Here is a 25855-nt window from a genome sequence, read left to right as displayed (position 1 = left end):
CTTACCGGGTCGAATCGGGTGAGCCTGAGGGCTGCGGCGCCGTGGAGGCGCCGGCTGGGCCGGATGCGTCGGTCGGTTTGGCGCCCAGCGCCGCACCGACCGCGTCGCGCGTCTGGACAAACTCTTTTTCGAAATCGAGTGTCTTGCGGGCGCTGGACATCGCCATGACGATGTTGACGCCGCGATCGGTATCTCTGAGCCAGAACCACAGCCTTCGTTCGCGGACGTAGAACATCGAGAAGATGCCTAGCACGAGGAGCAGGCTGCCAAGATACACGACTTTTTTGCCAGGTGCGCGCGTGAGCTGAAATACCGAAGCTTGCACCTGCTTGAATGAATCCAGCTGCAAATAGACCGGCGAACCATACAAAAAGCTGTCAGATATCGCGTTGATCGCGCTTTGCAGGAAGCGGCTGTTGTCCGCTGTGGGCGTTTCCGGTGCTTCGCCGGCCTGGGCACGGGACAGTTGCCACAGGTCCCAGGTCGCGCCTTCCAGCATGCGCAGCAGCAATCCGGCGGCCTTTTCCTGCTCAGCCTTCGGCACCGAACGGTCGATGAAGCCCGCCACCGCCTGGAACCCGCCCATGTCCTGCCCGGTCGACGTCTGGCCCATGCTGCTATCGGCGCCGGCGAACAAGGTCAGCACGCGCACGGCGCTTTCCTGCAAATGTTCCTGCAGATCGCGGTTCGCCTCGGGCACCGAGCGCGCCGCGAAACGACGCGCGGCTTCGGCACGCAGCGCCGGGTCTTCGAACGCCGCGCGCAGATTCATCCACTCGTTGACGGTACCGCCGCTGTCGGCGGGAATTCGCAGATAGCGGAATGGATCGTCGGGATTGACGCGCATGCCGGCGAGGAACATTCGTTCGCCGGCGACATCGACGGGCAGCATGTAGTTGTTGTACTCGCGTGCCTGGCCGTCCTTGCCGCGGACCTTGTACTGCACCGATGGGCCTACGTTATGCAGATCGAGTGGCTTCGATGTCTTCGCACCGGAGCCGAGCCGTTCGTCGAACGCTTCCTTCAGCGTGCGGTGAGCAGCCACGCCGCGCGCGTCGTTCATCCCGCTGCCGTCCGAGATGTTCTCGACGTTGATCGCACGGAAATCGGCGAATTCGACGGTCTGGCCGTTCACGCCTGGCATCGCGGGGGAAAGCGGCGCCGAATTGCCGATCGTGCCGCTAAACGGCATCGTCTTCGTCGTGCCGCCGACCATCGGAAACGCAGTCATCTGCATCTGTGAGCCGCCGTCCTGGAAGCTCGACTGGTAGATCGACACGCCGTCGTAGGTGAACGGCTTGTTCACCTCGACGCGCGCCGGAATACGTTCGCCAGTCTTGTGATCGATCACGACGATATCGCTCGCGAACAGCTTCGGCATGCCCGTCGAGTAGTAGTCGACGATGAACTTCTTCAGCTCGATCGAAAACGGCAGATCCTGGATCAGCGAACCGTCCTGCTGGTTCAGGATTGCCGTCGACACATACTGTCCTTCGGGCACCCACGCATAGCCGCGGAAGGTCGGGTTGTTCTGCGAGAGACGGTGCTCGGCGGCAATGTCGTTGATGACCGTGTTGCCACGAACCGGTGTCTTGTCGAACAGCAGCATCTGCAGCTTGATTGGCAGGTTGCTGTCGAGCAGCCCACCGATACAGATCACCACAAACGCAACGTGCGCGAAGATGTACCCGATCTTCGTCAGCGCGCCGCGTTTCGCCGCAATCAACGTTGCGCCTTCGCTCTCGCGTGTGACGAACCGGTAGCCGAGCTTGCCGGACAGACGCGCCAGCAGCGCGGTCGCGTCCGCCCGCGTACCGCTCACGGCGAACTCACCCTTGTGATGGAACGCGCGCAGGCTGCCTTCGCGTACCTTGTCTTTCCAGCTCTTCATGTCGGCCAGCATCTTCGGCGCGTTGCGGATCACGCACAGCGACACCGATACGACGAGGAAGCTGAGAATCAGCATGAACCACCACGCGCTGTACACGTTGTACAGCGACAGCGAGCGGAAAATGTCCGCCCAGAACGGGCCGAACTGGTTGACGTAGTTGGGGTACGGGTCGTCCTGGGTGAGCACGGTGCCGATGATGCTGGCGATCGCGAGGATCACGAGCAAGGCGATCGCAAAGCGCATCGAACTCAGTAGCTCGACTGTGCGACGGACGACCCGCTGACCCGACTTCAACTGCAAACCCGACGTGGTGACGCTCATTCAAACTCCGACTGAACAGCAAAAAAGGGTGGAGGGCTGTCGCTATGGGCGCGACGCCCCCACCCTTTTCTTGTTTTTCACCGGCCTCGCCGGGCCGGCTGCACTTGCGTGCGGACCGCTGTTTAGTGCAAGCCCGCGATGTAATCGGCTACTGCCTTGATCTCGCTATCCGACAGACGCGATGCGATCGTATGCATCGCCTCGTTGTTGTTCCGCGCGCCCGGACCCTGCTGGAACGCGGTCAACTGCGCCACGGTGTAGTCGGCCCACTGCCCCGACAACCGCGGATACTGCGACGGAATGCCCTGACCGGTCGGACCGTGGCAGCTTGCGCATGCCGGTACGCCCTTCTCCGCGATGCCGCCGCGATAAATCTTCAGACCGAGCGCAACCGTGTCCTTGTTATGCGCGAAACCCGGCTTGGGTGTCTGCTCGGAGAAATACGTTGCTACGTTGACCATGTCCTGGTCGGACAGTCCAGCCACGATGCCCACCATGATCGCGTTGTTCCGCGCGGGCTTCGTCGCACCGGGCTGCGTCTTGAAATCTTTGAGCTGCTTGACGAGATACTCGGGATGCTGGCCTGCCAGCTTTGGATACGCGCCGCCGGCGCTATTTCCGTCTGCTGCATGGCATGCCGCGCAAACCTGCGTCGCGATGACCTGCCCTTTGTTGGCGTCCGGCTTTGCCGGATCTGCTGCTCTTGCCTGTGCCGCGAAAACTGAAAGACCTGCTGCTGTGTGAAGTACCACCAGAAACTTGCCCAGTCGATTCATTCGCACACCCTGTCTCGTCTTGTGGGAATTAGATGTTTTGCAAAACACGACGGTGACCGAACAACCTTGCAAAGACGCGCGCACTGGCCTCGCTGGTATTCAGTAAACCGTCGTATTGTACAATAACTCGCTAATCGCGAAGACGCCAGTCGGGCATGTCCCGGCCCCAATCCGGGTTCCCGTCGCGTCTCACCTCCTGGTTCCTCCATGGCCTTTCTGCTCCACCAAGCCCGTTTCTTCACTACCGTCAATCATTTACGCGATCTGCCGGCAACGCCTCAGCCTGAGATTGCATTCGCCGGACGGTCGAACGCGGGTAAATCGACGGCCATCAATGTGCTGTGCAATCAAAAACAACTGGCGTTCGCCAGCAAGACGCCGGGGCGCACGCAGCATATCAATTACTTCTCCGTGGGGCCTGCAGACGAGCCGGTCGCCCACGTGGTCGACCTGCCCGGCTACGGTTATGCCGAGGTGCCGGGTGCGGCCAAGGCCCACTGGGAGGCGCTGCTGTCGACCTACCTGCAGTCGCGCGCGCAGTTGCGCGGCATGATCCTGATGATGGACGCACGGCGTCCGTTGACCGAGCTGGATCGCCGCATGATCGAATGGTTCGCGCCGACCGGCAAACCGATCCACGCCCTGCTGACGAAGTGCGACAAATTGACGCGTCAGGAATGCGTCAACACGCTGCGGGCTGCACAGAAGGGTTTCGCCGAGTACAAGGCGGCCGGCTATCAGGGCGAACTGAGCGCGCAGCTGTTTTCGTCGCTGAAGCGGATCGGGCTGGATGAGGCGCATGTGCTGATCGAGAGCTGGCTCATACCGGGCGAGTCTTCCGTGGGTGTCGATGCCTGACGCATCCGGACCGGCTTCGACCTCGCCGTAGCGTTTTTCGATCGCCCATAAAAAAACCCGCCGCTATGTGACGGCGGGCGAAACAGCCTAATCGAAAAACGACAGGCACCCGCTCAGGGAGGAGAAGCGGGGAGGTCAGCGCATGGCGCCTTGCTCGATCGGTATGATATACCATTGTCTCAAAAAGAGTTTTCGGGGCGCGCGGCAAGCCCCGCGGTAGGCCATTTTGTCATCTCTTCCATATTCGCCATGAGCTTCTATCCGCATCACCGTCCGCGCCGCATGCGCCGCGACGACTTCTCGCGCCGCATGATGCGCGAGAACATCCTCACCACCAACGACCTGATCTACCCGGTATTCGTCGTCGAGGGCAGCAACCAGAAACAGGCCGTGCCGTCGATGCCGGGCGTCGAACGCGTATCGGTCGATTTGCTGATGGGCGTAGCCGAGCAGTGCGTTGCGCTGGGCATACCCGTGCTGTCACTGTTTCCGGCCATCGAGCCGTCGCTGAAGACACCCGATGGTCGTGAAGCGACCAATGAAGCCGGTCTGATCCCGCGTGCGGTCCGCGAGCTGAAGAAACGCTTCCCCGAACTGGGCATCCTGACAGACGTTGCACTCGATCCGTACACGAGCCACGGCCAGGACGGTGTACTCGACGAAAACGGCTACGTGATCAACGACGAAACCGTCGAGATCCTCGTCGATCAGGCGCGTGCGCAGGCGGAAGCCGGCGTCGATATCGTCGCACCGTCGGACATGATGGACGGGCGCATCGGCGCGATCCGCGAGATGCTCGAAAGCGATGACCACATCCATACGCGGATCATGGCTTATTCGGCGAAGTACGCGTCGGCCTTCTACGGCCCGTTCCGCGACGCGGTCGGTTCGGCGACGAATCTGGGCAAGAGCAACAAGATGACCTATCAGATGGATCCGGCCAACACCGATGAAGCGCTGCGCGAAGTGCAGGCGGACATCGACGAAGGCGCGGACATGGTGATGGTGAAGCCCGGCATGCCGTATCTGGACATCGTGCGGCGCGTGAAGGATGAGTTCCGCTTTCCGACCTATGTGTACCAGGTGAGTGGCGAATACGCGATGCTCAAGGCCGCCGCGCAAAACGGCTGGCTGGATCACGATAAGGCGATGATGGAAGCGCTGCTGGCGTTCAAGCGGGCTGGCGCCGATGGTGTGTTGACGTACTTTGCGCTCGATGCTGCGCGGCTGTTGCGGGCTCAGGGGTAGTTGGCGCAGGCCGCACGACGCGGCCGTGCGAGTATGGGAAAAGCAAAGGCGCTGATCAGCGCCTTTGCTTTTTGCCTGCTGCTTATGCAGTACCGCTCACGATTGCGGCTGCGGAGTCGCAGCCGCAGCACGGTCGAGACTACGCAGAAACACATCCGCCGATTCATAACCGACGACGCGCAGCACTTCCTTCCCGCTACGATCGAAGAAAATAATGCCGGGCGGCCCGAACAGCTTGAAGCGCTTGAGCAGCGCCTGGTCGTCGGAATTGTTCGCCGTCACGTCGGCGCGCAGCAGAGCCATCTGCTTGAGTCGCGCCTGCACGCGCGGATCGCTGAACGTGAACTTCTCCATTTCCTTGCAGCTCACGCACCAGTCGGCATAAAAATCGAGCATCGCTGGCTGGTTGCTTGCGGCGACCGCCTGATCGAGTTGCTGCGACGACCGGACCGGCGCAAAGATGAGATCGCTCTGCGCCGCCTGCGCGGCTTGCGCGCCGCCTGCCCCCACCGCTGCATCACGCGCTGCGAGAACAGCGAGCGGCCGCAGCGGATCGGTCGATCCCGCTGCGAGGCCGACGAGCAGCACCGCGGCCCAGATCGCCAGCGCTGCGCCGAGCCCGCGCCCGAGGCCACGCCAGATCGAACCGCCAGCCGCCTGCGTCGAAAACAGACCGAGTCCCGCTGCGGCGACGAGCAGCCACAACACGCTCAGCAGCATCTGTGCGGTCGCGCCAAGCACCGGCCAGACGATCCATAACGCAGCCGCCAGCAGCACGATGCCGAAGAACACCTTCACGCCATCCATCCAGGTGCCGGCGCGCGGCAGCAGCGTTCCCGCACCGAGACCGATGATCAGCAGGGGAACGCCAAGCCCGATCCCCATCGAGAACAGTGCGGCCCCACCAAGCCATGCGTTTCCTGTATGCGCAATGAACGCAAGCACGGCGAACAACGGCGCGGTCATGCATGCGCCAACGACGAGTGCCGAAAGCGCGCCCATCACCGCGACGGCCGCGAACTTGCCGCCCGAGCGTCCCTGCGATGCCTTCGACACACCATCCTGCCAGCGCTGCGGCAGGGCGATATCGAAACCTGCGATCAGCGTCAACGCAAACGCCGTGAGCAGCACCGCGAAGACGCCGAGCACCCAGGGGTTCTGCAGCCACGCGCCGAGGCTCTGGCCGATCAGTGCCGCGGCAATGCCGAGCGCTGTGTAGACGAGCGCCATCCCGATCACGTAGGCGAGCGACAACGAGAAGCCGCGCCTGCGCGTAACCCGCGCACCTTCACCGATGATGATCGCGGACAGAATCGGGATCATCGGATACGAACACGGCAGCAGGCTCAATACGACACCCGCGATGAAGTACAAGCCAACGATCGTGAAGAAGCCACCGCCTTCGAGCAACGATTGCGCATAGTCAGCGCTCGTTGCGCGTTCGTACCACGAGCCCTGCTGCCCCGCCGATGTTGGCGCAGGCGTCGTAGCGGTCGTGGCCGCCGCAGCGTGGAGCGCAGCACCGCTCACGTGATAGACACGCTCCATCGGCGGATAGCAGATGCCTGCATCGGCACAGCCCTGCGACGTCACCGCCAGATCGAAACCGCCGGTAGCCTGTTTAACGGGAATATGGATCGTCAGATCGCCGCGATAGGTCTCGACGTTTTTCGCGAACGTCTGATCGAACTTCACATGACCGGCCGGCAACTGCGGATCGCCGAGCGTCGCGGTACCGCTTTTCACCGCGAAGGCAAAGCGCTCGCGGTACATGTAGTACCCGTCGGCGATCTTGTAGTGAACGTCGACGACACCGGGTTGTTCGCTTGCGCTGAAGCGGAATGCATCGGCGGGATCGAGGAAATCGTCGGCGGCGCGTGCGACACCCGTCGACAGCAGGATCAACGCAAGACAAGAAAGCAGCAGTGCGACGACGGATGTTGCGAGGTTCGATCGACGGTCAGTACGCTTAAACATGAAGGGGGCGTTGGGTTTCGGCGTTGACCCACTGCCCGTATGCGGCAGATGCGGTGACTTGCCATGAAAGGATCTCAGGCGTGTCGTACGGATGATGCGCCTGAATGAACTGTTCCAGTTCCAGCGCGCGAACCGCGCTGGTCTTGAAGAGCAACTGGATCTCGTCCGCGGATTCGATCTTGCCTTGCCAGTGATAGCTCGATTGCACGTCCCCGAGCTGCGTTACACAGGCTGCGAGTCGCGAGGTCAGCGCATCGGACGCAAGCTTCTGGGCGGTGTCCACATCGGGCACGGTGGTCAGAATCAAGGTCACGTTCACGCTCACAAACGGCTCCGGCAGCGGGGAAATCGGATGCCGCAATCGTAACACCTGATGCTGTGCGCCCGCTCGCGGCCAGTGCGGCTATCGGTCGCGCGGTATAGGGTGAAAACAGGCGCAAGAACAGGCGCGATAGCTATCGGCACCAACAAAAAAGCCAGGCATTGTGAGCCTGGCTTTTTAGCACAATTCGTTGCCGCAGATCTTCAACTGCGGCCGCAGAATTTATTCTGCTTCAGTAACGTTGTCGCCTTCCGGGGTTTCCGGACGATCGAGCAGTTCGACCAGCGCCATCGGTGCATTGTCGCCGACGCGGAAACCGAACTTCAGGATGCGCAGGTAGCCGCCCGGACGGTTCGCGAAACGCGGACCGAGCACGTCGAACAGCTTGCCCACCGAGTCACGATCGCGCAGGCGGTTGAACGCCAGACGACGATTGGCCAGCGACGGCTTCTTGCCGAGCGTGATCAGCGGCTCGACGACTTTACGGAGTTCCTTCGCCTTCGGCAGCGTCGTCTTGATGACTTCGTGCTCGATCAGCGAGTTGGACATGTTACGGAGCATTGCCAGACGGTGGCTGCTCGTGCGGTTCAGTTTCCGCAAACCATGACGGTGACGCATTTCAGTTCCTTCGATTCAAAGTTTTGGTCCAGCTCTTCTATCGCTTCCTTTACTGCGGAAGCACGGGCCGGTAGTGAAAAAAGGCAAGACGCGGATTTTAAAGGAAAATCCGCGCCTTTACCAGTCGCGGTACAGCCTGCGATTTACTTGTCCAAACCAGCCGGCGGCCAGTTTTCCAGCTTCATACCCAGCGTCAGACCGCGCGAAGCGAGTACTTCCTTGATCTCGTTCAGCGACTTGCGGCCCAGGTTCGGCGTCTTCAGCAACTCGTTTTCCGTACGCTGGATCAGGTCGCCGATGTAGTAGATGTTCTCGGCCTTCAGGCAGTTCGCGGAACGAACCGTCAACTCAAGATCGTCCACCGGACGCAGCAGGATCGGATCGATCTGCGGTGCACGCGACGGCGCTTCAGCAGCGGCTTCCGTGCCTTCCAGCGCGGCGAACACCGACAGCTGGTCGACCAGGATGCGCGCCGATTGACGGATCGCTTCTTCGGGCGAGATCACACCGTTGGTTTCGATGTTCATCACGAGCTTGTCGAGGTCGGTACGCTGTTCGACACGCGCGCTTTCCACGGCGTAACTCACACGGCGAACCGGCGAGAACGATGCATCCAGCACGATACGACCGATGATCTTGGCCGATTCTTCGCCATAACGACGCACGTTGCCCGGCACATAGCCACGGCCCTTTTCGACCTTGATCTGCACGTCGAGCTTGCCGCCCTTCGACAGATGCGCGATGACGTGGTCAGGGTTGATGACTTCGCAATCGTGGGCGAGTTCGATATCGCCGGCGGTAACGAGGCCTTCGCCTTCCTTGCGCAACGTGACCGTCACTTCGTCACGATTGTGCAACTTGAATACGACACCCTTGAGGTTCAACAACAGGTTGACGACATCCTCTTGCACACCGTCGAGCGTCGAGTACTCATGCACGACGCCTGCGATCGTCACTTCGGTCGGCGCGTAGCCGATCATCGACGACAGCAGCACGCGCCGAAGCGCGTTACCCAAGGTATGGCCATAGCCGCGTTCAAACGGCTCCATGACCACTTTCGCGTGGCTCTCGCCAAGCGATTCGACAGCGATGATCTTGGGCTTCAACAAACTGGTTTGCATAGGTTTTCCTTTTCAATACCCTCGGCTCGTTACACCGATAAGGCTGACCGGTAACAACCTGAAAATAAACAGCCGAGCCGCCCCCTTGCTCAGCGCAATCAGGGCGCCCCGGCCGTCAATCCGATTACCGCGAATACAATTCGACGATCAGGCTTTCGTTGATATCGCCAGCGATGTCGCTGCGTTCCGGCTTTTGCTTGAACGTGCCTTCGAATTTCTTCGAATCGACGGAGACCCAGCTCGGCAGACCGCCTTGCTCGGCCAGCGACAGCGCTTCGAGAATCCGCGCCTGCTTCTTCGCCTGTTCGCGCACCGACACGACGTCGCCAGCCTTAATTTGCATCGACGGAATGTTGGAGACGACGCCGTTCACCGTGATCGCCTTGTGGCCCACGAGCTGACGTGCTTCAGCGCGCGTCGAGCCAAAGCCCATGCGATACACGACGTTGTCGAGACGCGACTCGAGCAGTTGCAACAGGTTTTCACCCGTGTTGCCCTTGATACGATCGGCGTCAGCGAAGTAGCGGCGGAACTGGCGTTCGAGCACACCGTAGATGCGCTTCACTTTTTGCTTTTCGCGCAGCTGCGTGCCGTAGTCGGACGTACGGGCACCCGAGGTGCGGCCATGCTGGCCAGGCTTGCTGTCAAGCTTGCACTTGTCAGCGAGCGAACGACGGGCGCTCTTCAGGAAGAGGTCAGTGCCTTCACGGCGGGACAACTTGGCTTTAGGGCCGATATAACGTGCCACTTTGCATTCCTTCTATGATTGATCACGTGAACTTGCATTCACGCTAGTCCGAACCCTTTGGGTCGAACGGTGGGCTTAGTTAATTCAATAACGCAAGTAGCCTGTCGACGCCCAAGGCGGCAACAGGCACAAGCAAACGCGGCGCCTTAGATACGGCGACGCTTCGGCGGACGGCAGCCGTTGTGCGGAACCGGCGTCACGTCGGAGATCGTGGTGATCTTGATACCAAGACCATGCAGCGCGCGCACCGCGGACTCACGGCCAGGGCCAGGGCCCTTGATCCGCACTTCGAGGTTCTTCACGCCGTATTCCATCGCCACGCGGCCAGCCGATTCGGCTGCCACCTGAGCTGCAAACGGCGTCGACTTACGCGAGCCCTTGAAGCCCTGACCACCCGACGTTGCCCAGGCAAGCGCGTTGCCTTGACGATCGGTGATCGTGATGATGGTGTTGTTGAACGACGCGTGAACGTGAACCACGCCCTCGGCGACGTTCTTCTTGACCTTCTTGCGAACGCGTTGCGCCGCCGAGTTGTTCGAAGCCTTAGCCATTACGTTTTCCTGTAACTGTCAATTCCGCTTACTTCTTCAGCGACTGCGCTGCACGACGCGGACCCTTGCGTGTACGGGCGTTCGTACGCGTACGCTGACCACGCAGGGGCAGGCCCTTGCGATGGCGCACGCCACGGTAGCAGCCCAGATCCATCAGGCGCTTGATGTTCATCGTCGTCTCACGGCGCAGATCGCCTTCGACGATGAACTTGCCGATTTCTTCACGCAGCTTTTCGAGGTCTGCGTCGCTCAGGTCCTTGACCTTCTTCGAAAATGCCACACCAGACGCGACGCAAATGTCGCGTGAACGCGTGCGGCCAATACCGTAGATCGCCGTCAGGCCGATTTCGGTATGCTGGTGGTTCGGGATGTTAACCCCTGCGATACGAGCCATTGTTTTTCCTCAAACAAAAAGCGCAAGCAAAAGCGCGGCGTTCAGCCTTGACGCTGTTTGTGGCGCGGATCAGAACTGCAAATCACCCGCACAACGCCCTTGCGCTTGATGATCTTGCAATTGCGGCAAATGCGCTTAACCGATGCCATCACTTTCATGATATTACCCTTTTTTCAAATCACTTCGCCCGGAACACGATCCGCGCACGCGACAGATCGTAAGGCGTCAATTCAACCGTCACCTTGTCGCCGGGCAGGATGCGGATGTAGTGCATCCGCATCTTCCCGGATATGTGTCCCAATACGACATGGCCGTTTTCCAGCTTCACCCGAAAGGTAGCGTTGGGGAGGTTTTCGATGACCTCACCCTGCATCTGGATTACATCGTCTTTGGCCATGTGTCCTTTCAACGCATCGGGACGCCGCCGCCTTTGAAGTTTGCTTTCTTCAGCAGCGATTCATACTGTTGCGACATAACGTACGACTGCACCTGCGCCATGAAATCCATTGTGACGACGACAATGATCAGCAGCGACGTTCCACCAAAATAAAACGGCACGTTCCAGCGCAGCACCAGAAACTCGGGCAGCAGGCAAACAAACACGATGTAGATCGCACCCGCCAGCGTCAAACGCGTGAGAATGCGGTCGATATATCGCGCCGTCTGATCGCCCGGGCGAATGCCTGGGACGAAAGCGCCGCTCTTCTTCAGGTTGTCAGCTGTTTCTCTGCTGTTGAACACCAGCGCGGTGTAGAAAAAGCAGAAAAACACGATTGCCAACGCATACAGCAATACATACACCGGTTGCCCAGGCTTCAGCGCTTCGGCCACGTTATGCAGCGTGTCCGAGAACCAGCCTGTGCGCGACCCCGAACTAAACCAGTTCAGGATAGTTGCCGGGAACAGGATGATCGACGATGCGAAGATCGGCGGAATCACACCCGACATGTTCAGCTTCAGCGGCAAATGCGAAGACTGACCGCCGTAAATCTTGTTGCCGACCTGCCGCTTCGCGTAATTCACAAGAATCTTGCGCTGGCCGCGTTCGATAAACACCACCAGATACGTCACAGCAGCAATCAGCGCGACCACGATAATCGCCGACACGGGACCCATCGAGCCGGTTTGCACCAGCGAGACCAGCCCGCCGATCGCGTTCGGGAAACCCGCCGCAATCCCGCCGAAGATGATGATCGAAATACCGTTACCAAGACCGCGTTCCGTGATCTGCTCGCCGAGCCACATCAGGAACATCGTGCCCGTCACGAGCGTCACGACCGTCGTCAACCGGAATACCATCCCCGGATCGATTACCAACGCCGGTTGATTCTCCAGCGCCACCGCAATACCAAAAGCCTGGAACGTTGCCAGCACAACCGTAAAGACCCGCGTGTACTGCGTGATCTTTCGCTGTCCCGACTGCCCTTCCTTCTTCAGCGCCTCGAGCTGCGGCGATACGATCGCCAGCAACTGCATGATGATCGACGCCGAGATATACGGCATGATCCCCAGCGCAAAAATCGTAAACCTCGAAAGTGCGCCACCCGAGAACATGTTGAACATGCCAAGGATGCCGCCCGACTGGCTTTGGAACAGCTTTGCCAGTTGGTCCGGGTCAATACCCGGCACCGGAATATGCGCGCCGATACGGTAGACGATCAGTGCCAGCAGCAGAAACACTGCCCGCCGACGCAGATCGCCATACTTCGCCGCGCTTCGACCGGGTTTTGCGAGACTCGGGCTGTTAGCCAAGTAGCTTCTCCGATGCAAATGCTAGTGACGGCAACCGACTTGCTCGTTACTCGGCAAAAGAACCGCCTGCTGCTTCAATCGCAGCACGCGCGCCCTTCGTCGCACCCAAACCCTTCACCACGATCTTGCGCTTCAGTTCGCCCGTAGCGATGATCTTGGCGCTGCGCGTCAGTTCGCCGACCAAGCCGGCTTGCTTCAGTGCGAGCAGATCGATTTCGTCGACCGGCAGCTTTTCCAGATCCGAGAGACGCACTTCACCGACAAATTCCTTCGTCAGCGAGGTGAAGCCGCGCTTCGGCAGACGGCGTTGCAAAGGCATCTGACCGCCTTCGAAACCCACCTTGTGGAAGCCGCCCGAACGCGATTTCTGACCTTTATGGCCACGACCTGCGGTTTTGCCGAGGCCGGAGCCGATGCCGCGACCGACGCGACGCTTAGCGTGCTTCGAGCCTTCTGCCGGCTTCAGGGTATTCAATTCCATTATCAACTCCTTGAGTCCCGGTCAGCTGCTTAGCCGATGACCTTAACGAGGTACGAAACCTTGTTGATCATGCCGCGCACAGCAGGCGTGTCTTGCAACTCGCTAACCGAGTTGAGTCGGCGCAGGCCGAGACCACGGACCGTTGCACGGTGTGTTTCGCGGGTCCCAATCACGCTCTTGACGAGCTGAACCTTGACAGTTTTTTCAGACATGGTGTCCACCTTTAGCCGAGAATTTCTTCGACGGACTTGCCACGCTTCGCCGCGATATCACCCGGCGTCGACTGCTTGCGCAGGCCGTCGAGCGTTGCACGAACGAGGTTGTACGGGTTCGTCGAACCGTGGCTCTTGGCCACAACATTCTGCACGCCCATCACGTCGAACACTGCGCGCATCGGGCCGCCGGCGATCACACCGGTACCGTCCTTCGCCGGAGCGAGGAGGACCATCGATGCGCCGTGCTTACCGTGCACTTCGTGCTGCAACGTACCGTTCTTGAGCGGTACCTTGAACATGTTGCGACGAGCCTGTTCCATTGCCTTCTGGACGGCAACCGGCACTTCCTTCGCCTTGCCCTTGCCCATACCGACGCGACCATCGCCATCGCCAACCACGGTCAGTGCGGCGAAACCGAGAATCCGGCCGCCCTTCACCACCTTGGTCACGCGATTGACCGAGATCATCTTTTCACGAAGGCCATCGTCGCGTTCGTCAGCCTGAACTTTCGCTTGCATCTTTGCCATGACGAATTCTTCCCTTAGAACTTGAGCCCGGCTTCGCGCGCCGCATCAGCCAGCGCCTTAACGCGGCCGTGGTAGCGGAAACCCGAGCGGTCGAAGGCGACGGATTCGATGCCGGCAGCCTTAGCCTTTTCTGCGATGCGCTTGCCGATCAGCGTGGCAGCGGCGACGTTGCCGCCCTTGCCTGTCTTTTCGGCCAGTTCTGCACGCACTTCGGCTTCGAGCGTCGACGCGCTGGCGAGCACCTTGGTGCCGCACGGCGAGAACACCTGTGCATAGATGTGCGTGTTCGTGCGATGCACGGCGAGACGCGCGACCTGCAGCTCAGCGATCTTGATACGCGTCTGACGAGCGCGGCGCAGGCGAGATTGAGTCTTATCCATGATTGCGCACCCTTACTTCTTCTTCGTTTCTTTAAGGATCACGACTTCGTCGGCGTAGCGCACACCCTTGCCCTTATAGGGCTCGGGCGGACGATAACCGCGAACTTCCGCAGCTACCTGGCCAACCTTCTGCTTGTCGATTCCCTTGATCACGATTTCGGTTTGCGTCGGGGTTTCAGCCTTGATGCCTTCCGGCATCTGGTGCACCACCGGGTGCGAGAAACCCAGCGACAGATTCAGCTTGTCGCCTTGCGCCTGTGCGCGGTAACCGACGCCAACCAGCGTCAGCTTGCGCTCGAAACCCTTCGTAACGCCGTGCACCATGTTCGCAACCAGTGCGCGCATCGTGCCCGACATCGCATTCGCTTCGCGGCTTTCGTCAGCCGGCTCGAACTTCACGACGCCGCTGTCGATCGCCACCTTCACGAGGCTGTTGCCAGCCCGCGAAATCGTACCCAGTGGGCCCTTGACGATGATGTCGTCGCCGCTCAAGGCAACTTCTGCGCCTTGCAGCACGATCGGGCTTTTACCTACTCGAGACATGTTTCTCTCTCCTTTCGGCTTAAGCGACGTAGCAGATGACTTCGCCGCCCACGCCAGTAGCGCGAGCCTTGCGGTCAGTCATCACACCCTTGGGCGTCGAAACGATCGCCACCCCCAAGCCATTCATGACCTGAGGGATGTCGTTACGGCCACGGTACACACGCAGACCAGGCTTCGAAACGCGTTCAAGGCGTTCGATAACCGGGCGGCCAGCGTAGTACTTCAACGCGATATTCAATTCAGACTTCGCACCTTCGGACTTCACTGCGAAATCATCGATATAGCCTTCGTCCTTCAGGACCTGCGCGATCGCAATCTTGACTTTCGACGAGGGCATTGTCACCGAAACCTTCTCGACCATCTGCGCGTTGCGGATGCGAGTCAGCATATCGGCGATAGGATCACTCATGCTCATTTACATCTCTCCTATTACCAGCTCGCCTTGGTCAGGCCAGGGATCTCGCCACGGAACGCGATTTCGCGAATCTTGCTACGGGCAAGGCCGAATTTGCGGAACGTGCCGCGCGGGCGACCAGTAATCGCGCAACGATTGCGCTTACGGGTCGGGTTCGAATTGCGCGGCAGTTGCTGCAGTTCCAGACGGGCTGCATAACGCTCTTCGTCCGTCTTGCTTTGATCGTCGATGATCGCCTTCAGCGCAAGGCGCTTCGGTGCGAACTTCGCTGCAAGGCGGGCGCGCTTCTTTTCACGTTCGATCAGTGCCAGTTTAGCCACGGTAACCTCAGTTTCTGAACGGGAACTTGAAGCTGGCGAGCAGTGCCTTTGCTTCGTCGTCAGTCTTCGCAGTCGTCGTGATGCTGATGTTCAGCCCACGCAGTGCGTCGATCTTGTCGTAGTCAATTTCGGGGAAAATGATCTGCTCTTTCACACCGATGTTGTAGTTGCCGCGACCGTCGAACGCACGACCCGACACGCCACGGAAGTCACGCACCCGGGGGAGCGCAACCGTCACGAAACGGTCCAGAAATTCGTACATTGCCTGGCCACGCAACGTGACCATCGCACCGATCGGATAGCCCTGACGGATCTTGAAGCCGGCAATTGCCTTGCGCGCCTTCGTGATCACCGGCTTCTGACCAGCGATCTTCGTCAGATCGCCCACAGCGTTTTCGATGATCTTCTTGTCAGCGACGGCTTCGCCAAGACCCATGTTCAGGGTGATCTTGGTGATGCGCGGCACTTCCATCACGGACTTGTAACCGAACTTCTCGGTCAGGCCGGGAACAACCTTCTCTTTATAAAACTCTTGCAAACGTGCCATTTTTCACTCCGCAGCGTCAGGCGCTCAGCACTGCACCGGTCGATTTCAGGAAACGAACTTTCTTGTCTCCCTCGACCTTGATGCCGACACGCGACGGCTTGCCATTTCCGTCGACCAGCGCGACGTTCGAAATGTGCAACGGCATTGTCTTTGCTTCCACGCCGCCCGTCGTACCCTTCATCGGATTTGGCTTGACATGCTTCTTGACGATGTTGATGCCTTCGACAGTCAGGCGATCTTCGTCAAGGGCCAGCACGACGCCGCGCTTGCCTTTGTCTTTGCCGGTGATGATGATGACCTCGTCACCCTTGCGAATCTTGTTCATCGCGACTCCTTACAGCACTTCCGGTGCCAACGAAACGATCTTCATAAACCGTTCGGTACGCAACTCACGTGTAACCGGCCCGAAAATGCGGGTGCCGATCGGCTCAAGCTTGGCATTTAAAAGCACGGCGGCATTGCCGTCGAACTTGATCAGCGAGCCGTCCGGACGACGCACGCCCTTGGCGGTGCGAACCACCACGGCGTTATAAATTTCGCCTTTCTTGACGCGCCCGCGCGGCGTTGCCTCTTTGACGCTCACCTTGATGATGTCGCCGATGCTGGCATAACGACGCTTCGAGCCGCCGAGCACCTTGATGCACAGGACTTCACGTGCACCCGTGTTGTCGGCCACTTCAAGCCGAGTTTCGGTCTGGATCATGGTTTATCATTCCCAACTTAATCCGGACGCACCACCATGGCACACCCGGTCAGTCTTGGTCCCGTCAGCCGACTGGCTGCTTGGGTAAGAACAGCAGCGACAGCAAACGAAACCCGCCATCGCAATCCGGTGAATCTTTCAGCCCGGACTGGCGTCCGAACTGCTTCCCCCACCAACTTCGCCCGCGATGGGGCTCCCACAAAGAGGGAAGACCGAGATTATAACAAATAATCTCGGTCTTGCAAGCGAAACTTACTGCGATTTCAGCTACTGCTACAACTGTGCAATCTTTAGATCACGCGAGCTGCTTCAACGAGGCGCGACACGGTCCAGGCCTTCGTCTTTGCGATCGGACGAGTTTCCTGGATTTCAACGAGGTCACCCTCGTTGTACGTGTTCGTCTCGTCGTGCGCGTGATACTTCTTCGAGCGCACAACGTACTTGCCGTACATCGGGTGCTTCACGCGGTGCTCGACCAGCACGGTAACCGTCTTGTCCATCTTGTTGCTGACGACCTTGCCGACCAGCGTCCGCTTAAGCGAGGTTTTTACGCTATCGTTCATTTCTGGTTCGCCTTCTCAGTCAGGACGGTCCGCACACGTGCGATGTCGCGACGAACCTTCTTCAGCTGACTCGTGTTCGTGAGCTGCTGGGTCGCGAGTTGCATGCGCAGGCCGAATTGCGCCTTCAACAGGTCCGACAGCTCCTTGTTGAGCGCGGCCTGATCTTTCGGGTGAAGTTCGGAAGCCTTCATCGTTTACTCCTTAGGCGCCGAGCTGGCGCACGATAAACGCCGTCTTCAGCGGCAGCTTCGCTGCAGCCAGACGGAACGCTTCGCGTGCCAGTTCTTCGGTTACGCCGTCCATTTCGTACAGCATCTTGCCCGGTTGAATCTCTGCGACGTAGTACTCAGGGTTACCTTTACCGTTACCCATCCGTACTTCAGCCGGCTTTTGCGAGATCGGCTTGTCCGGGAAAATGCGGATCCAGATCCGGCCGCCGCGCTTGATGTGACGCGTCATGGCACGACGAGCAGCCTCAATCTGACGCGCCGTCAGGCGGCCACGACCGATCGACTTCAGACCGTACTCACCGAACGACACCGCGTTGCCGCGAGTAGCCACGCCGGTGTTACGACCTTTCTGCTCTTTGCGATACTTTCTGCGTTTCGGTTGCAGCATCGTTATTCTCCAGTCTTGCCGTCGCCGTCGGGCTTGCCACCCGTCGTCGCGCGACGCGGCGCGCCACGGCGCGCACCTGCCGGGGCTCCGCCTTCGCCATCACGGCGCGGACGACGATCGCCACCCGGGCGCGCGTTGCGGCGCGGACGCTTTTCTTCAGCGACTTCTTCCACCACCGGTGCGTCGTTGCGGCCAAGCGTGTCGCCCTTGTAGACCCACACCTTGACGCCGATGATGCCGTACGTCGTCTTCGCTTCCGAAGTGGCGTAGTCGATGTCCGCACGCAGCGTATGAAGCGGTACGCGACCTTCGCGATACCATTCCGTACGGGCGATTTCGATCCCGTTCAGACGGCCCGCGCTCATGATCTTGATGCCCTGGGCACCGAGACGCATCGCGTTTTGCATTGCACGCTTCATCGCGCGACGGAACATGATCCGGCGCTCGAGCTGTTGCGTAATCGAATCGGCGATCAGTTGCGCATCAGTTTCCGGCTTGCGGATTTCTTCGATGTTCACGTGAACCGGAACACCCATGCGCTTCTGCAGCTCGGACTTCAGCAGTTCGATGTCCTCGCCCTTCTTGCCGATCACGACACCCGGACGCGAGCTGTAAATCGTGATGCGAGCGTTCTTTGCCGGACGCTCGATCACAACACGGCCCACCGAAGCGTTCTTCAGCTTCTTCTTCAGGTATTCACGAACACCGATGTCTTCCTGCAACATCGCCGCGAAATTGTTGTTGTTCGCGTACCAACGCGACGCCCAATTGCGGCTGACGGCCAAACGGAAGCCAGTCGGATGAATTTTCTGTCCCATCGTATGACCCCTTAATTCCCGACCGTCACAGTGATGTGACAGGATTGCTTCTCGATGCGGTTGCCGCGGCCTTTAGCGCGCGCGGTGAACCGCTTGAGAGAGGCCGCCTTATCGATATAGATGCTCGTGATCTTGAGCTCGTCGATATCAGCGCCTTCGTTGTGCTCCGCATTCGCGATCGCCGACAGCACGACCTTTTTCACGATGCCAGCCGCCTTCTTCGGCGAGAACGTCAGAACGTTCAGCGCCTTGTCGACCGGCAAACCGCGGATCTGGTCAGCCACAAGGCGCGTTTTCTGCGCCGAGATGCGGGCACCGCGATGAATTGCTTTCACTTCCATCATGAGCCCCTTATTTCTTGGCCTTCTTGTCGGCTGCATGACCCTTGAACGTACGGGTCAATGCAAACTCGCCAAGCTTGTGGCCGACCATGTTTTCCGAGACATACACCGGAACGTGTTGACGGCCGTTATGAACGGCGATCGTCAGACCGATGAAGTCCGGCAGGATCGTCGAACGACGCGACCAGGTCTTGATCGGTTTCTTGTCGCGCGTAGCTGCAGCCGCCTCTACCTTCTTCAGCAAATGGGCGTCGCAGAACGGACCTTTTTTTACAGAACGTGCCATTGTCTGCTCCTTAACGCTTGTGACGGCGCTGGACGATCATGCTCGTCGTGCGCTTGTTGCTGCGGGTACGGTAGCCCTTCGTCGGCGTGCCCCACGGGCTCACCGGATGGCGACCTGCTGCCGTCTTGCCTTCACCACCACCGTGCGGGTGGTCGACCGGGTTCATGACAACGCCACGCACCGTCGGACGGATACCGCGCCAGCGATTTGCGCCGGCCTTACCGATTTGACGGAGGCTGTGTTCTTCGTTGCCCACTTCACCGATCGTTGCGCGGCACTCGACGTGCACGCGGCGGATTTCGCCGGAGCGCAGGCGAACCTGCGCGTACGTGCCTTCACGAGCCAGAAGCATGGCCGACGTGCCGGCCGAACGCGCGATTTGCGCGCCCTTGCCCGGCAGCATTTCGATGCAGTGAATCGTCGTACCGACGGGGATGTTGCGGATCGGCAGCGTGTTGCCCGCCTTGATCGGCGCTTCCGAACCGGACAGCAGTTGCTGGCCGACCGTCATACCCTTCGATGCGATGATGTAGCGACGTTCGCCGTCTGCGTACAGAACCAGCGCGATGTTTGCGCTGCGGTTCGGATCGTATTCGAGACGCTCGACCTTTGCCGGAATGCCGTCCTTCGTACGCTTGAAATCGACGATACGGTACTGTTGCTTATGACCACCGCCCTTATGGCGCGTGGTGATGTGGCCGTTGTTGTTACGGCCGGCGGTCACGCTCTGCGAATCGAGCAGCGGTGCGAACGGCTTGCCCTTATGCAGATCCTTGTTGACCACCTTGACCATCGCACGGCGGCCCGGCGAAGTCGGCTTAACTTTAACGATTGCCATGATTACTTGGCCTCCGCTTCAAAGTTGATTTCCTGGCCGGGCTTCAGGCAGACATACGCCTTCTTCACGTCCTTGCGCTTGCCCATGAAGCGGCCAAAGCGCTTGGCTTTACCCTTCTGGACCAGCACGTTGACGGAATTGACTTCCACCTTGAACAGCAGCTCGACAGCAGCCTTAACTTCCTGCTTCGTCGCATCCGGCGCGACTTCGAACACGACCTGCTCGTGCTTGTCGGCCACCAGCGTCGCTTTTTCGGAGATCACCGGCGCGAGCAGAACCTGCATCAAACGATGATCGTTTTTGCGAATCTCGCTCATGACAGCAACTCCTCGATCTGGGCGACCGCGGCTTTCGTGATCAGTACTTTCTTGAAGTAGATCAGCGACAGCGGGTCGGCATAACGCGGCTCGACAACCGCCACGTGGGCGAGGTTGCGCGACGCGAGGTACAGGTTTTCGTCAACCGTGTCGGTAATGACCAGCACGGAATCGAGACCCATTGCCTTGAATTTTTCGGCCAGCAGCTTGGTCTTCGGCGCTTCGAGCGTCATCTCGTCGACCACCGAGATACGGCCTTCACGGGCCAGCTGCGAGAAGATCGAGCAGAGACCTGCGCGATGCATCTTCTTGTTGACCTTGTGCGAGAAGTTTTCTTCCGGCGAATTCGGGAAGATACGGCCACCGCCGCGCCACAACGGGCTCGACGACATACCGGCACGGGCACGGCCCGTACCCTTCTGGCGCCACGGCTTCTTGGTCGTGTGCTTGACCTGCTCACGATCTTTCTGCGCGCGGTTGCCGCTACGGGCATTGGCCTGGTAGGCCACCACGACCTGGTGAATCAGGGCTTCGTTGTAGTCACGGCCGAACACGACGTCCGACGCGCTGACTGCTGCGCCTTCCTGACCATTGGCGTTCAGGAGCTTAAGTTCCATTATTTCGCTCCTTTCACGGCACGCGTCTTCACGGCCGGCGTCACGAAGACCTTGCCGCCTTTCGCACCCGGAACGGCACCCTTGACCAGCAACAGCTTGCGGTCGGTGTCGATACGAGCGATTTCGAGGTTTTGTACCGTAACGGTGTCGTCACCCATGTGACCGGTCATGCGCTTACCCGGGAACACACGGCCCGGATCCTGCGCCATACCGATCGAACCCGGCACGTTGTGCGAGCGCGAGTTACCGTGCGAGGCACGGCCAGATGCGAAGTTGTGACGCTTGATGGTACCGGCGTAGCCCTTACCGATCGACACGCCTTGCACGTCGACTTTCTGGCCCACTTCGAAGACATCGACGTCCACCACTGTGCCAGCCGACAACTCGGCTGCCTTAGTGGCATCGATCTGGAATTCCTTGAGGATTTCGCCTGCCTGAACACCGGCTTTGGCGAGATGACCTGCGAGCGGCTTCACCACGCGTGAAGCACGGCGCGTACCGAACGCAACCTGAACAGCTGTGTAGCCGTCGGTTTCAACAGTCTTGATCTGCGTCACGCGGTTGTCGGACACGTCCAGCACGGTAACGGGAATCGAATCCCCTTCAGCCGTGAAGATACGGGTCATGCCAACCTTGCGACCTACGAGTCCAAGGCTCATCGTTTTCTCCATTCCCGACTGCGATTGGTCGGGGCTAATTTACAAAATGCCGGCGCTCGGACCCGGGTTTAACCGGGAAATCGCACCGACTTTTTTGCGCAAATGCGCGAAAAGCCTTGCATTATAGCAGGCTTTTCGTTTTCCGCAAGCAATCAATGACTTAGCACTGCCCGGTACCCCGGGCAGCCGGTAGAACCTTATTGCAGCTTGATTTCGACATCCACGCCAGCCGGCAGATCGAGCTTCATCAATGCGTCGACGGTCTTGTCCGTCGGATCGACGATGTCCATCAGGCGCTGGTGGGTACGAATTTCGAGCTGGTCACGCGACGTCTTGTTGACGTGCGGCGAGCGCAGAATGTCGAAGCGTTGAATACGCGTCGGCAGCGGCACCGGACCACGGACGATCGCGCCAGTGCGCTTGGCCGTATCGACGATTTCAGCAGCCGATTGATCGATCAGGCGATAGTCGAAAGCCTTCAGGCGAATACGGATTTTCTGGTTCGGCATGACAATTCCTTGAAAAGAGCGAGGCGGTCTCGCACCGCCGGATTAAAAAAGAACGTAGGACCGGGCACCCTCCGCGGAGGCGGGCACCCGGTCCCGGGCACCTTTACTGCAACTACAACAGCAAGCCCGCGATTTTACTCGAGGATCTTGGCAACGACACCGGCGCCGACGGTACGACCGCCTTCGCGGATAGCGAAGCGCAGGCCTTCTTCCATGGCGATCGGGTTGATCAGCTTCACCGTGATCGTCACGTTGTCGCCCGGCATCACCATTTCCTTGTCCTTCGGCAGCTCGATCGAGCCCGTCACGTCCGTCGTACGGAAGTAGAACTGCGGACGGTAGTTGTTGAAGAACGGCGTGTGACGGCCGCCTTCATCCTTGCTCAGCACGTACACTTCTGCCGTGAAGTGCGTGTGCGGGTTGATCGAACCCGGCTTGGCCAGCACCTGGCCACGCTCCACGTCTTCACGCTTCGTGCCGCGCAGCAGGATACCCACGTTGTCGCCTGCCTGACCCTGGTCGAGCAGCTTGCGGAACATTTCCACGCCCGTGCACGTCGTCTTCACCGTCGGCTTGATCCCGACGATTTCGATTTCTTCGCCGACCTTCACGACACCGCGCTCAACCCGGCCCGTCACCACCGTACCGCGACCCGAGATCGAGAACACGTCTTCCACCGGCATCAGGAATGCGCCGTCCACTGCGCGCTCCGGCGTCGGGATGTACGTGTCCAGTGCATCGGCCAGGCTCATGATCGCCACTTCACCCAGTTCGCCCTTGTCGCCTTCCAGCGCCAGCTTGGCCGAACCCTTGATGATCGGCGTGTCGTCGCCCGGGAAGTCGTACTTCGACAGAAGTTCGCGAACTTCCATTTCGACGAGTTCCAGCAGCTCGGCGTCGTCCACCATGTCGCACTTGTTCAGGAACACGATGATGTACGGCACACCGACCTGACGCGCCAGCAGGATGTGCTCACGCGTTTGCGGCATCGGGCCGTCAGCGGCCGAGCACACCAGGATTGCGCCGTCCATCTGCGCTGCACCCGTGATCATGTTCTTCACATAGTCAGCGTGGCCCGGGCAGTCAACGTGCGCGTAGTGGCGGTTCGCCGTTTCGTACTCGACGTGCGCCGTGTTGATCGTGATACCGCGCGCCTTTTCTTCCGGCGCTGCGTCGATCTGGTCGTACGCCTTCGCTTCGCCGCCGAACTTCGCGGTCAGCACCGTCGTGATCGCTGCCGTCAGCGTGGTCTTGCCGTGGTCAACGTGACCGATCGTGCCAACGTTCACGTGCGGCTTCGTCCGCTCGAATTTACCTTTAGCCATGTTTCTCTTCTTTCAAAAAAGTTAATCGATGAATGGTGCCGAAAGTCTTACTTCGACTTCGCGTTAATGATCGCTTCGGACACGTTGCGCGGTGCTTCAGCGTAGTGCTTGAATTCCATCGTGTACGTTGCGCGCCCTTGCGTGAGCGAACGCAGCGACGTCGAGTAACCGAACATTTCCGACAACGGCACTTCTGCGCGGACGATCTTGCCGCCGCCGACCATGTCTTCCATGCCCTGAACGATACCGCGGCGACCCGACAGGTCACCCATCACGTTACCCATGTAGTCTTCAGGCGTTTCCACTTCCACCGCCATCATCGGCTCGAGCACGACCGGGTTCGCGCGGCGCATCGCTTCCTTGAACGCCATCGAGCCAGCCATACGGAACGCATTTTCGTTCGAGTCGACGTCGTGGTACGAACCGAACGTCAGGTGAACCTTCACATCAACCACCGGGAAGCCAGCCAGCACGCCTGCCTTCAGCGTGTCCTGGATACCCTTGTCGACGGCCGGGATGTATTCGCGCGGAATCACGCCACCCTTGATCTCGTCGAGGAACTCGTAACCCTTGCCCTGCTCGTTCGGCTCGAGCGTGATCGTTGCGTGACCATACTGGCCGCGACCACCCGACTGCTTGACGAACTTGCCGTCGACATCGGTTGCCGTGCCGCGAATGGTTTCGCGGTAGGCCACCTGCGGCTTGCCAACGGTTGCCTCGACGCCGAATTCACGCTTCATCCGGTCAACGAGAATTTCCAGGTGCAGCTCGCCCATGCCCGAAATGATGGTCTGGCTCGACTCTTCGTCGGTTGCCACGCGGAAAGACGGATCTTCCTGCGCGAGACGGTTCAGTGCGAGACCCATCTTTTCCTGGTCGGCTTTCGTCTTCGGCTCAACGGCCTGCGAGATCACCGGCTCCGGGAAAATCATGCGTTCGAGCACGATAGGATGCTGCGGATCGCACAGCGTGTCGCCCGTCGTCGCTTCCTTCAGGCCGACAGCCGCGGCGATGTCGCCCGCGTGCACTTCCTTGATTTCTTCGCGCTGGTTCGCGTGCATCTGCAGAATCCGGCCGAGACGTTCCTTCTTGTCCTTGGTCGCATTCAGCAGCGTATCGCCCGACTTCACGACGCCCGAGTACACACGGAAGAAGATCAGCTGGCCGACGAACGGGTCCGTCATGATCTTGAACGCGAGTGCCGAGAACTTTTCGTCGTCAGCAGCACGGCGCTCCGCCTTCTCGCCGTTTTCGAGTTCACCCGTCACCGGGGGAATGTCGATCGGCGACGGCAGGAAATCGATCACGGCGTCGAGCATGCGCTGCACGCCCTTGTTCTTGAACGCGGTACCGCACAGCATCGGCTGGATTTCGCACGCGATCGTACGGTCGCGCAGCGCCTTCACCACTTCCGCTTCGGACAGCTCTTCGCCGCCGAGGTACTTTTCCATCAGCTCTTCGCTGGCTTCAGCAGCCGACTCGATCATCTTTTCGCGCCACTCGTTGCACGTGTCAACGAGTTCAGCCGGGATGTCGATGTAGTCGAACTTCGTGCCTTGCGACGCTTCGTCCCACACGATCGCCTTCATCTTGATCAGATCGACGACGCCCTTGAAGTTTTCTTCCGAACCGATCGGCACTACGACCGGAACCGGATTCGCCTTCAGACGCGTCTTCAACTGGTCATAGACCTTGAAGAAGTTCGCGCCGGTACGGTCCATCTTGTTGACGAATGCGAGACGGGGAACCTTGTACTTGTTCGCCTGACGCCACACGGTTTCCGACTGCGGCTGCACACCGCCCACTGCGCAATACACCATGCATGCGCCGTCGAGCACGCGCATCGAGCGCTCAACTTCAATCGTGAAGTCGACGTGACCCGGCGTGTCGATGATGTTGATGCGGTGTTCCGGATAGTTGCCGCCCATGCCCTTCCAGAAGGCCGTAGTAGCAGCGGACGTAATCGTGATGCCGCGCTCCTGCTCCTGCTCCATCCAGTCCATGGTTGCAGCGCCGTCGTGCACTTCACCAATCTTGTGGTTCACGCCGGTGTAAAACAGAATGCGCTCGGTCGTCGTCGTCTTGCCGGCGTCGATGTGAGCGCTAATACCGATATTGCGGTAGCGCTCGATGGGAGTCTTGCGAGCCACTTTGATCCTCTATGGGGGTTGGCGCGCGGGACATGAATCCCTGCGCGCCCTAACACAAACGGGCGAGGCGCTTTAAAGCGCACCCGCCCGGAATTTCTTTCCGCTT

Annotated in this window: 37 protein-coding genes; 2 read left to right on the top strand and 35 right to left on the bottom strand. The window is 59.6% G+C overall.

All coding sequences use genetic code 11. The features are described from left to right. Position 1: 1 nt before the first annotated feature. Positions 2 to 2212 (bottom strand): cytochrome c biogenesis protein ResB, encoded by a 2211-nt coding sequence (locus BWP39_RS18425; protein ID WP_096722778.1) that lies wholly within the window; start codon positions 2210 to 2212, stop codon positions 2 to 4. Between the two features lie 122 nt (positions 2213 to 2334). Then, the gene (locus BWP39_RS18420) at positions 2335 to 2988 is read right to left on the bottom strand and encodes a c-type cytochrome (RefSeq protein WP_091019661.1); all 654 of its coding nucleotides are present in this window, start codon (positions 2986 to 2988) and stop codon (positions 2335 to 2337) included. A 207-nt stretch (positions 2989 to 3195) separates the two neighbouring features. Here BWP39_RS18420 and yihA point away from each other — a divergent pair, with 207 nt between their 5' ends. Together yihA and hemB are read left to right on the top strand one after the other, a co-directional pair. After that, positions 3196 to 3846 (top strand): ribosome biogenesis GTP-binding protein YihA/YsxC, encoded by a 651-nt coding sequence (gene yihA, locus BWP39_RS18415; RefSeq protein WP_096722776.1) that lies wholly within the window; start codon positions 3196 to 3198, stop codon positions 3844 to 3846. A 249-nt stretch (positions 3847 to 4095) separates the two neighbouring features. Then, on the top strand, positions 4096 to 5094 hold the full coding sequence (gene hemB / locus BWP39_RS18410) for a porphobilinogen synthase (RefSeq protein ID WP_096722774.1): 999 nt from the start codon (positions 4096 to 4098) through the stop codon (positions 5092 to 5094). A gap of 96 nt (positions 5095 to 5190) precedes the next feature. Here hemB and dsbD read toward each other — a convergent pair whose 3' ends face one another. From dsbD to fusA, 33 genes are all read right to left on the bottom strand, one after another. Then, the gene (gene dsbD / locus BWP39_RS18405; protein WP_096722772.1) at positions 5191 to 7071 is read right to left on the bottom strand and encodes a protein-disulfide reductase DsbD; all 1881 of its coding nucleotides are present in this window, start codon (positions 7069 to 7071) and stop codon (positions 5191 to 5193) included. Beyond that, complete coding sequence (cutA, locus tag BWP39_RS18400; protein WP_235851458.1) at positions 7064 to 7390, bottom strand: divalent-cation tolerance protein CutA; 327 nt, start codon at positions 7388 to 7390, stop codon at positions 7064 to 7066. Before cutA ends, dsbD begins: the two co-directional genes overlap by 8 nt. A gap of 225 nt (positions 7391 to 7615) precedes the next feature. Then, the gene (gene rplQ, locus BWP39_RS18395) at positions 7616 to 8011 is read right to left on the bottom strand and encodes a 50S ribosomal protein L17 (RefSeq protein ID WP_091019652.1); all 396 of its coding nucleotides are present in this window, start codon (positions 8009 to 8011) and stop codon (positions 7616 to 7618) included. A 143-nt stretch (positions 8012 to 8154) separates the two neighbouring features. Next, a complete protein-coding gene (locus BWP39_RS18390; RefSeq protein ID WP_091019650.1) occupies positions 8155 to 9132 on the bottom strand; it encodes a DNA-directed RNA polymerase subunit alpha in 978 nt (325 codons plus the stop codon). Between the two features lie 124 nt (positions 9133 to 9256). Further along, positions 9257 to 9880 (bottom strand): 30S ribosomal protein S4, encoded by a 624-nt coding sequence (rpsD, locus tag BWP39_RS18385; RefSeq protein WP_091019647.1) that lies wholly within the window; start codon positions 9878 to 9880, stop codon positions 9257 to 9259. 146 nt (positions 9881 to 10026) lie between these two features. Continuing rightward, positions 10027 to 10431 carry a 30S ribosomal protein S11 gene (rpsK, locus tag BWP39_RS18380; RefSeq protein WP_091019645.1) on the bottom strand — a complete coding sequence of 135 codons (405 nt, stop codon included), beginning with the start codon at positions 10429 to 10431 and terminating at the stop codon, positions 10027 to 10029. A gap of 28 nt (positions 10432 to 10459) precedes the next feature. Then, positions 10460 to 10825, bottom strand: a complete 366-nt coding sequence (gene rpsM / locus BWP39_RS18375) for a 30S ribosomal protein S13 (protein ID WP_091019643.1) — start codon at positions 10823 to 10825, stop codon at positions 10460 to 10462. 41 nt (positions 10826 to 10866) lie between these two features. Continuing rightward, on the bottom strand, positions 10867 to 10983 hold the full coding sequence (gene rpmJ, locus BWP39_RS18370) for a 50S ribosomal protein L36 (RefSeq protein ID WP_004199844.1): 117 nt from the start codon (positions 10981 to 10983) through the stop codon (positions 10867 to 10869). Between the two features lie 20 nt (positions 10984 to 11003). Beyond that, entirely contained in the window at positions 11004 to 11222 is a 219-nt protein-coding gene (infA, locus tag BWP39_RS18365; RefSeq protein WP_004521905.1) for a translation initiation factor IF-1, read from the bottom strand. 8 nt (positions 11223 to 11230) lie between these two features. Further along, positions 11231 to 12577 (bottom strand): preprotein translocase subunit SecY, encoded by a 1347-nt coding sequence (gene secY, locus BWP39_RS18360; protein ID WP_091019640.1) that lies wholly within the window; start codon positions 12575 to 12577, stop codon positions 11231 to 11233. Between the two features lie 46 nt (positions 12578 to 12623). Continuing rightward, positions 12624 to 13058: a 50S ribosomal protein L15 gene (gene rplO, locus BWP39_RS18355; RefSeq protein WP_091019638.1), complete on the bottom strand. Its 435-nt coding sequence runs from the start codon at positions 13056 to 13058 to the stop codon at positions 12624 to 12626. A gap of 29 nt (positions 13059 to 13087) precedes the next feature. Then, the gene (gene rpmD / locus BWP39_RS18350) at positions 13088 to 13270 is read right to left on the bottom strand and encodes a 50S ribosomal protein L30 (RefSeq protein WP_091019636.1); all 183 of its coding nucleotides are present in this window, start codon (positions 13268 to 13270) and stop codon (positions 13088 to 13090) included. A gap of 11 nt (positions 13271 to 13281) precedes the next feature. Then, positions 13282 to 13800: a 30S ribosomal protein S5 gene (gene rpsE / locus BWP39_RS18345; protein WP_091019634.1), complete on the bottom strand. Its 519-nt coding sequence runs from the start codon at positions 13798 to 13800 to the stop codon at positions 13282 to 13284. 14 nt (positions 13801 to 13814) lie between these two features. After that, complete coding sequence (gene rplR, locus BWP39_RS18340; RefSeq protein ID WP_091019632.1) at positions 13815 to 14180, bottom strand: 50S ribosomal protein L18; 366 nt, start codon at positions 14178 to 14180, stop codon at positions 13815 to 13817. A 12-nt stretch (positions 14181 to 14192) separates the two neighbouring features. Further along, positions 14193 to 14723, bottom strand: coding sequence for a 50S ribosomal protein L6 (gene rplF / locus BWP39_RS18335; protein WP_096722769.1), 531 nt, complete (start codon positions 14721 to 14723; stop codon positions 14193 to 14195). Positions 14724 to 14742: 19 nt separating this feature from the next. Next, positions 14743 to 15138, bottom strand: a complete 396-nt coding sequence (gene rpsH, locus BWP39_RS18330; RefSeq protein ID WP_091019626.1) for a 30S ribosomal protein S8 — start codon at positions 15136 to 15138, stop codon at positions 14743 to 14745. A 14-nt stretch (positions 15139 to 15152) separates the two neighbouring features. Then, positions 15153 to 15458, bottom strand: coding sequence for a 30S ribosomal protein S14 (gene rpsN, locus BWP39_RS18325; RefSeq protein WP_096722767.1), 306 nt, complete (start codon positions 15456 to 15458; stop codon positions 15153 to 15155). A 7-nt stretch (positions 15459 to 15465) separates the two neighbouring features. Next, positions 15466 to 16005, bottom strand: coding sequence for a 50S ribosomal protein L5 (gene rplE, locus BWP39_RS18320; RefSeq protein WP_091019622.1), 540 nt, complete (start codon positions 16003 to 16005; stop codon positions 15466 to 15468). 16 nt (positions 16006 to 16021) lie between these two features. After that, entirely contained in the window at positions 16022 to 16330 is a 309-nt protein-coding gene (gene rplX / locus BWP39_RS18315; RefSeq protein WP_091019620.1) for a 50S ribosomal protein L24, read from the bottom strand. A 9-nt stretch (positions 16331 to 16339) separates the two neighbouring features. Beyond that, positions 16340 to 16708, bottom strand: a complete 369-nt coding sequence (rplN, locus tag BWP39_RS18310) for a 50S ribosomal protein L14 (RefSeq protein WP_091019618.1) — start codon at positions 16706 to 16708, stop codon at positions 16340 to 16342. Positions 16709 to 16998: 290 nt separating this feature from the next. Next, positions 16999 to 17271 carry a 30S ribosomal protein S17 gene (gene rpsQ / locus BWP39_RS18305; protein ID WP_091019616.1) on the bottom strand — a complete coding sequence of 91 codons (273 nt, stop codon included), beginning with the start codon at positions 17269 to 17271 and terminating at the stop codon, positions 16999 to 17001. Further along, the gene (rpmC, locus tag BWP39_RS18300; protein ID WP_091019615.1) at positions 17268 to 17462 is read right to left on the bottom strand and encodes a 50S ribosomal protein L29; all 195 of its coding nucleotides are present in this window, start codon (positions 17460 to 17462) and stop codon (positions 17268 to 17270) included. The genes rpsQ and rpmC overlap by 4 nt, the downstream gene beginning before the upstream one ends. Positions 17463 to 17472: 10 nt before the next feature. Continuing rightward, positions 17473 to 17889, bottom strand: coding sequence for a 50S ribosomal protein L16 (rplP, locus tag BWP39_RS18295; RefSeq protein WP_091019613.1), 417 nt, complete (start codon positions 17887 to 17889; stop codon positions 17473 to 17475). A 2-nt stretch (positions 17890 to 17891) separates the two neighbouring features. Continuing rightward, positions 17892 to 18707, bottom strand: a complete 816-nt coding sequence (gene rpsC, locus BWP39_RS18290) for a 30S ribosomal protein S3 (protein WP_096722765.1) — start codon at positions 18705 to 18707, stop codon at positions 17892 to 17894. Between the two features lie 11 nt (positions 18708 to 18718). Further along, the gene (rplV, locus tag BWP39_RS18285; RefSeq protein WP_007180133.1) at positions 18719 to 19051 is read right to left on the bottom strand and encodes a 50S ribosomal protein L22; all 333 of its coding nucleotides are present in this window, start codon (positions 19049 to 19051) and stop codon (positions 18719 to 18721) included. A gap of 7 nt (positions 19052 to 19058) precedes the next feature. Continuing rightward, the gene (gene rpsS / locus BWP39_RS18280) at positions 19059 to 19334 is read right to left on the bottom strand and encodes a 30S ribosomal protein S19 (RefSeq protein ID WP_091019609.1); all 276 of its coding nucleotides are present in this window, start codon (positions 19332 to 19334) and stop codon (positions 19059 to 19061) included. A 10-nt stretch (positions 19335 to 19344) separates the two neighbouring features. Then, on the bottom strand, positions 19345 to 20172 hold the full coding sequence (gene rplB / locus BWP39_RS18275) for a 50S ribosomal protein L2 (RefSeq protein WP_096722763.1): 828 nt from the start codon (positions 20170 to 20172) through the stop codon (positions 19345 to 19347). Between the two features lie 2 nt (positions 20173 to 20174). Beyond that, positions 20175 to 20489 carry a 50S ribosomal protein L23 gene (rplW, locus tag BWP39_RS18270; RefSeq protein ID WP_091019604.1) on the bottom strand — a complete coding sequence of 105 codons (315 nt, stop codon included), beginning with the start codon at positions 20487 to 20489 and terminating at the stop codon, positions 20175 to 20177. Then, positions 20486 to 21106, bottom strand: coding sequence for a 50S ribosomal protein L4 (rplD, locus tag BWP39_RS18265; protein WP_096722761.1), 621 nt, complete (start codon positions 21104 to 21106; stop codon positions 20486 to 20488). Before rplD ends, rplW begins: the two co-directional genes overlap by 4 nt. Then, positions 21106 to 21765: a 50S ribosomal protein L3 gene (gene rplC / locus BWP39_RS18260; RefSeq protein ID WP_096722982.1), complete on the bottom strand. Its 660-nt coding sequence runs from the start codon at positions 21763 to 21765 to the stop codon at positions 21106 to 21108. The genes rplD and rplC overlap by 1 nt, the downstream gene beginning before the upstream one ends. 197 nt (positions 21766 to 21962) lie before the next feature. Then, entirely contained in the window at positions 21963 to 22274 is a 312-nt protein-coding gene (gene rpsJ / locus BWP39_RS18255; RefSeq protein ID WP_091019600.1) for a 30S ribosomal protein S10, read from the bottom strand. A gap of 134 nt (positions 22275 to 22408) precedes the next feature. Continuing rightward, positions 22409 to 23599 carry an elongation factor Tu gene (tuf, locus tag BWP39_RS18250; RefSeq protein ID WP_096722746.1) on the bottom strand — a complete coding sequence of 397 codons (1191 nt, stop codon included), beginning with the start codon at positions 23597 to 23599 and terminating at the stop codon, positions 22409 to 22411. 47 nt (positions 23600 to 23646) lie between these two features. Further along, the gene (fusA, locus tag BWP39_RS18245) at positions 23647 to 25749 is read right to left on the bottom strand and encodes an elongation factor G (protein ID WP_096722759.1); all 2103 of its coding nucleotides are present in this window, start codon (positions 25747 to 25749) and stop codon (positions 23647 to 23649) included. Positions 25750 to 25855: the final 106 nt, after the last annotated feature.

Source organism: Paraburkholderia acidicola, assembly GCF_002362315.1.
Lineage (GTDB): Bacteria > Pseudomonadota > Gammaproteobacteria > Burkholderiales > Burkholderiaceae > Paraburkholderia > Paraburkholderia acidicola.
Note: the sequence above shows the minus strand (reverse complement) of the source record. Positions and strands in the feature narration are given on the sequence as shown.

Coding starts and splice junctions, on each gene's coding strand:
- rpsC (WP_096722765.1), bottom strand. CDS start 18,707: ATGGGACAGAAAATTCATCCGACTGGCTTCCGTTTGGCCGTCAGCCGC.
- BWP39_RS18420 (WP_091019661.1), bottom strand. CDS start 2,988: ATGAATCGACTGGGCAAGTTTCTGGTGGTACTTCACACAGCAGCAGGT.
- yihA (WP_096722776.1), top strand. CDS start 3,196: ATGGCCTTTCTGCTCCACCAAGCCCGTTTCTTCACTACCGTCAATCAT.
- rplN (WP_091019618.1), bottom strand. CDS start 16,708: ATGATCCAGACCGAAACTCGGCTTGAAGTGGCCGACAACACGGGTGCA.
- BWP39_RS18390 (WP_091019650.1), bottom strand. CDS start 9,132: ATGCAAACCAGTTTGTTGAAGCCCAAGATCATCGCTGTCGAATCGCTT.
- rpmC (WP_091019615.1), bottom strand. CDS start 17,462: ATGAAGGCTTCCGAACTTCACCCGAAAGATCAGGCCGCGCTCAACAAG.
- tuf (WP_096722746.1), bottom strand. CDS start 23,599: ATGGCTAAAGGTAAATTCGAGCGGACGAAGCCGCACGTGAACGTTGGC.
- rpmD (WP_091019636.1), bottom strand. CDS start 13,270: ATGTCTGAAAAAACTGTCAAGGTTCAGCTCGTCAAGAGCGTGATTGGG.
- rplE (WP_091019622.1), bottom strand. CDS start 16,005: ATGGCACGTTTGCAAGAGTTTTATAAAGAGAAGGTTGTTCCCGGCCTG.
- infA (WP_004521905.1), bottom strand. CDS start 11,222: ATGGCCAAAGACGATGTAATCCAGATGCAGGGTGAGGTCATCGAAAAC.
- rplO (WP_091019638.1), bottom strand. CDS start 13,058: ATGGAATTGAATACCCTGAAGCCGGCAGAAGGCTCGAAGCACGCTAAG.
- rpsS (WP_091019609.1), bottom strand. CDS start 19,334: ATGGCACGTTCTGTAAAAAAAGGTCCGTTCTGCGACGCCCATTTGCTG.
- rpsJ (WP_091019600.1), bottom strand. CDS start 22,274: ATGCCGAACCAGAAAATCCGTATTCGCCTGAAGGCTTTCGACTATCGC.
- BWP39_RS18425 (WP_096722778.1), bottom strand. CDS start 2,212: ATGAGCGTCACCACGTCGGGTTTGCAGTTGAAGTCGGGTCAGCGGGTC.
- rpsH (WP_091019626.1), bottom strand. CDS start 15,138: ATGAGCATGAGTGATCCTATCGCCGATATGCTGACTCGCATCCGCAAC.
- rpsM (WP_091019643.1), bottom strand. CDS start 10,825: ATGGCTCGTATCGCAGGGGTTAACATCCCGAACCACCAGCATACCGAA.
- rpmJ (WP_004199844.1), bottom strand. CDS start 10,983: ATGAAAGTGATGGCATCGGTTAAGCGCATTTGCCGCAATTGCAAGATC.
- rplC (WP_096722982.1), bottom strand. CDS start 21,765: ATGAGCCTTGGACTCGTAGGTCGCAAGGTTGGCATGACCCGTATCTTC.
- hemB (WP_096722774.1), top strand. CDS start 4,096: ATGAGCTTCTATCCGCATCACCGTCCGCGCCGCATGCGCCGCGACGAC.
- rplP (WP_091019613.1), bottom strand. CDS start 17,889: ATGCTGCAACCGAAACGCAGAAAGTATCGCAAAGAGCAGAAAGGTCGT.
- rpsQ (WP_091019616.1), bottom strand. CDS start 17,271: ATGAACGATAGCGTAAAAACCTCGCTTAAGCGGACGCTGGTCGGCAAG.
- rplD (WP_096722761.1), bottom strand. CDS start 21,106: ATGGAACTTAAGCTCCTGAACGCCAATGGTCAGGAAGGCGCAGCAGTC.
- dsbD (WP_096722772.1), bottom strand. CDS start 7,071: ATGTTTAAGCGTACTGACCGTCGATCGAACCTCGCAACATCCGTCGTC.
- rpsE (WP_091019634.1), bottom strand. CDS start 13,800: ATGGCAAAGATGCAAGCGAAAGTTCAGGCTGACGAACGCGACGATGGC.
- rplX (WP_091019620.1), bottom strand. CDS start 16,330: ATGAACAAGATTCGCAAGGGTGACGAGGTCATCATCATCACCGGCAAA.
- rpsK (WP_091019645.1), bottom strand. CDS start 10,431: ATGGCTAAGGCTTCGAACAACTCGGCGGCGCAACGCGTTCGCAAGAAG.
- rplV (WP_007180133.1), bottom strand. CDS start 19,051: ATGATGGAAGTGAAAGCAATTCATCGCGGTGCCCGCATCTCGGCGCAG.
- rplR (WP_091019632.1), bottom strand. CDS start 14,180: ATGGATAAGACTCAATCTCGCCTGCGCCGCGCTCGTCAGACGCGTATC.
- rplW (WP_091019604.1), bottom strand. CDS start 20,489: ATGAGCGAGATTCGCAAAAACGATCATCGTTTGATGCAGGTTCTGCTC.
- rplB (WP_096722763.1), bottom strand. CDS start 20,172: ATGGCAATCGTTAAAGTTAAGCCGACTTCGCCGGGCCGCCGTGCGATG.
- rplF (WP_096722769.1), bottom strand. CDS start 14,723: ATGTCTCGAGTAGGTAAAAGCCCGATCGTGCTGCAAGGCGCAGAAGTT.
- rplQ (WP_091019652.1), bottom strand. CDS start 8,011: ATGCGTCACCGTCATGGTTTGCGGAAACTGAACCGCACGAGCAGCCAC.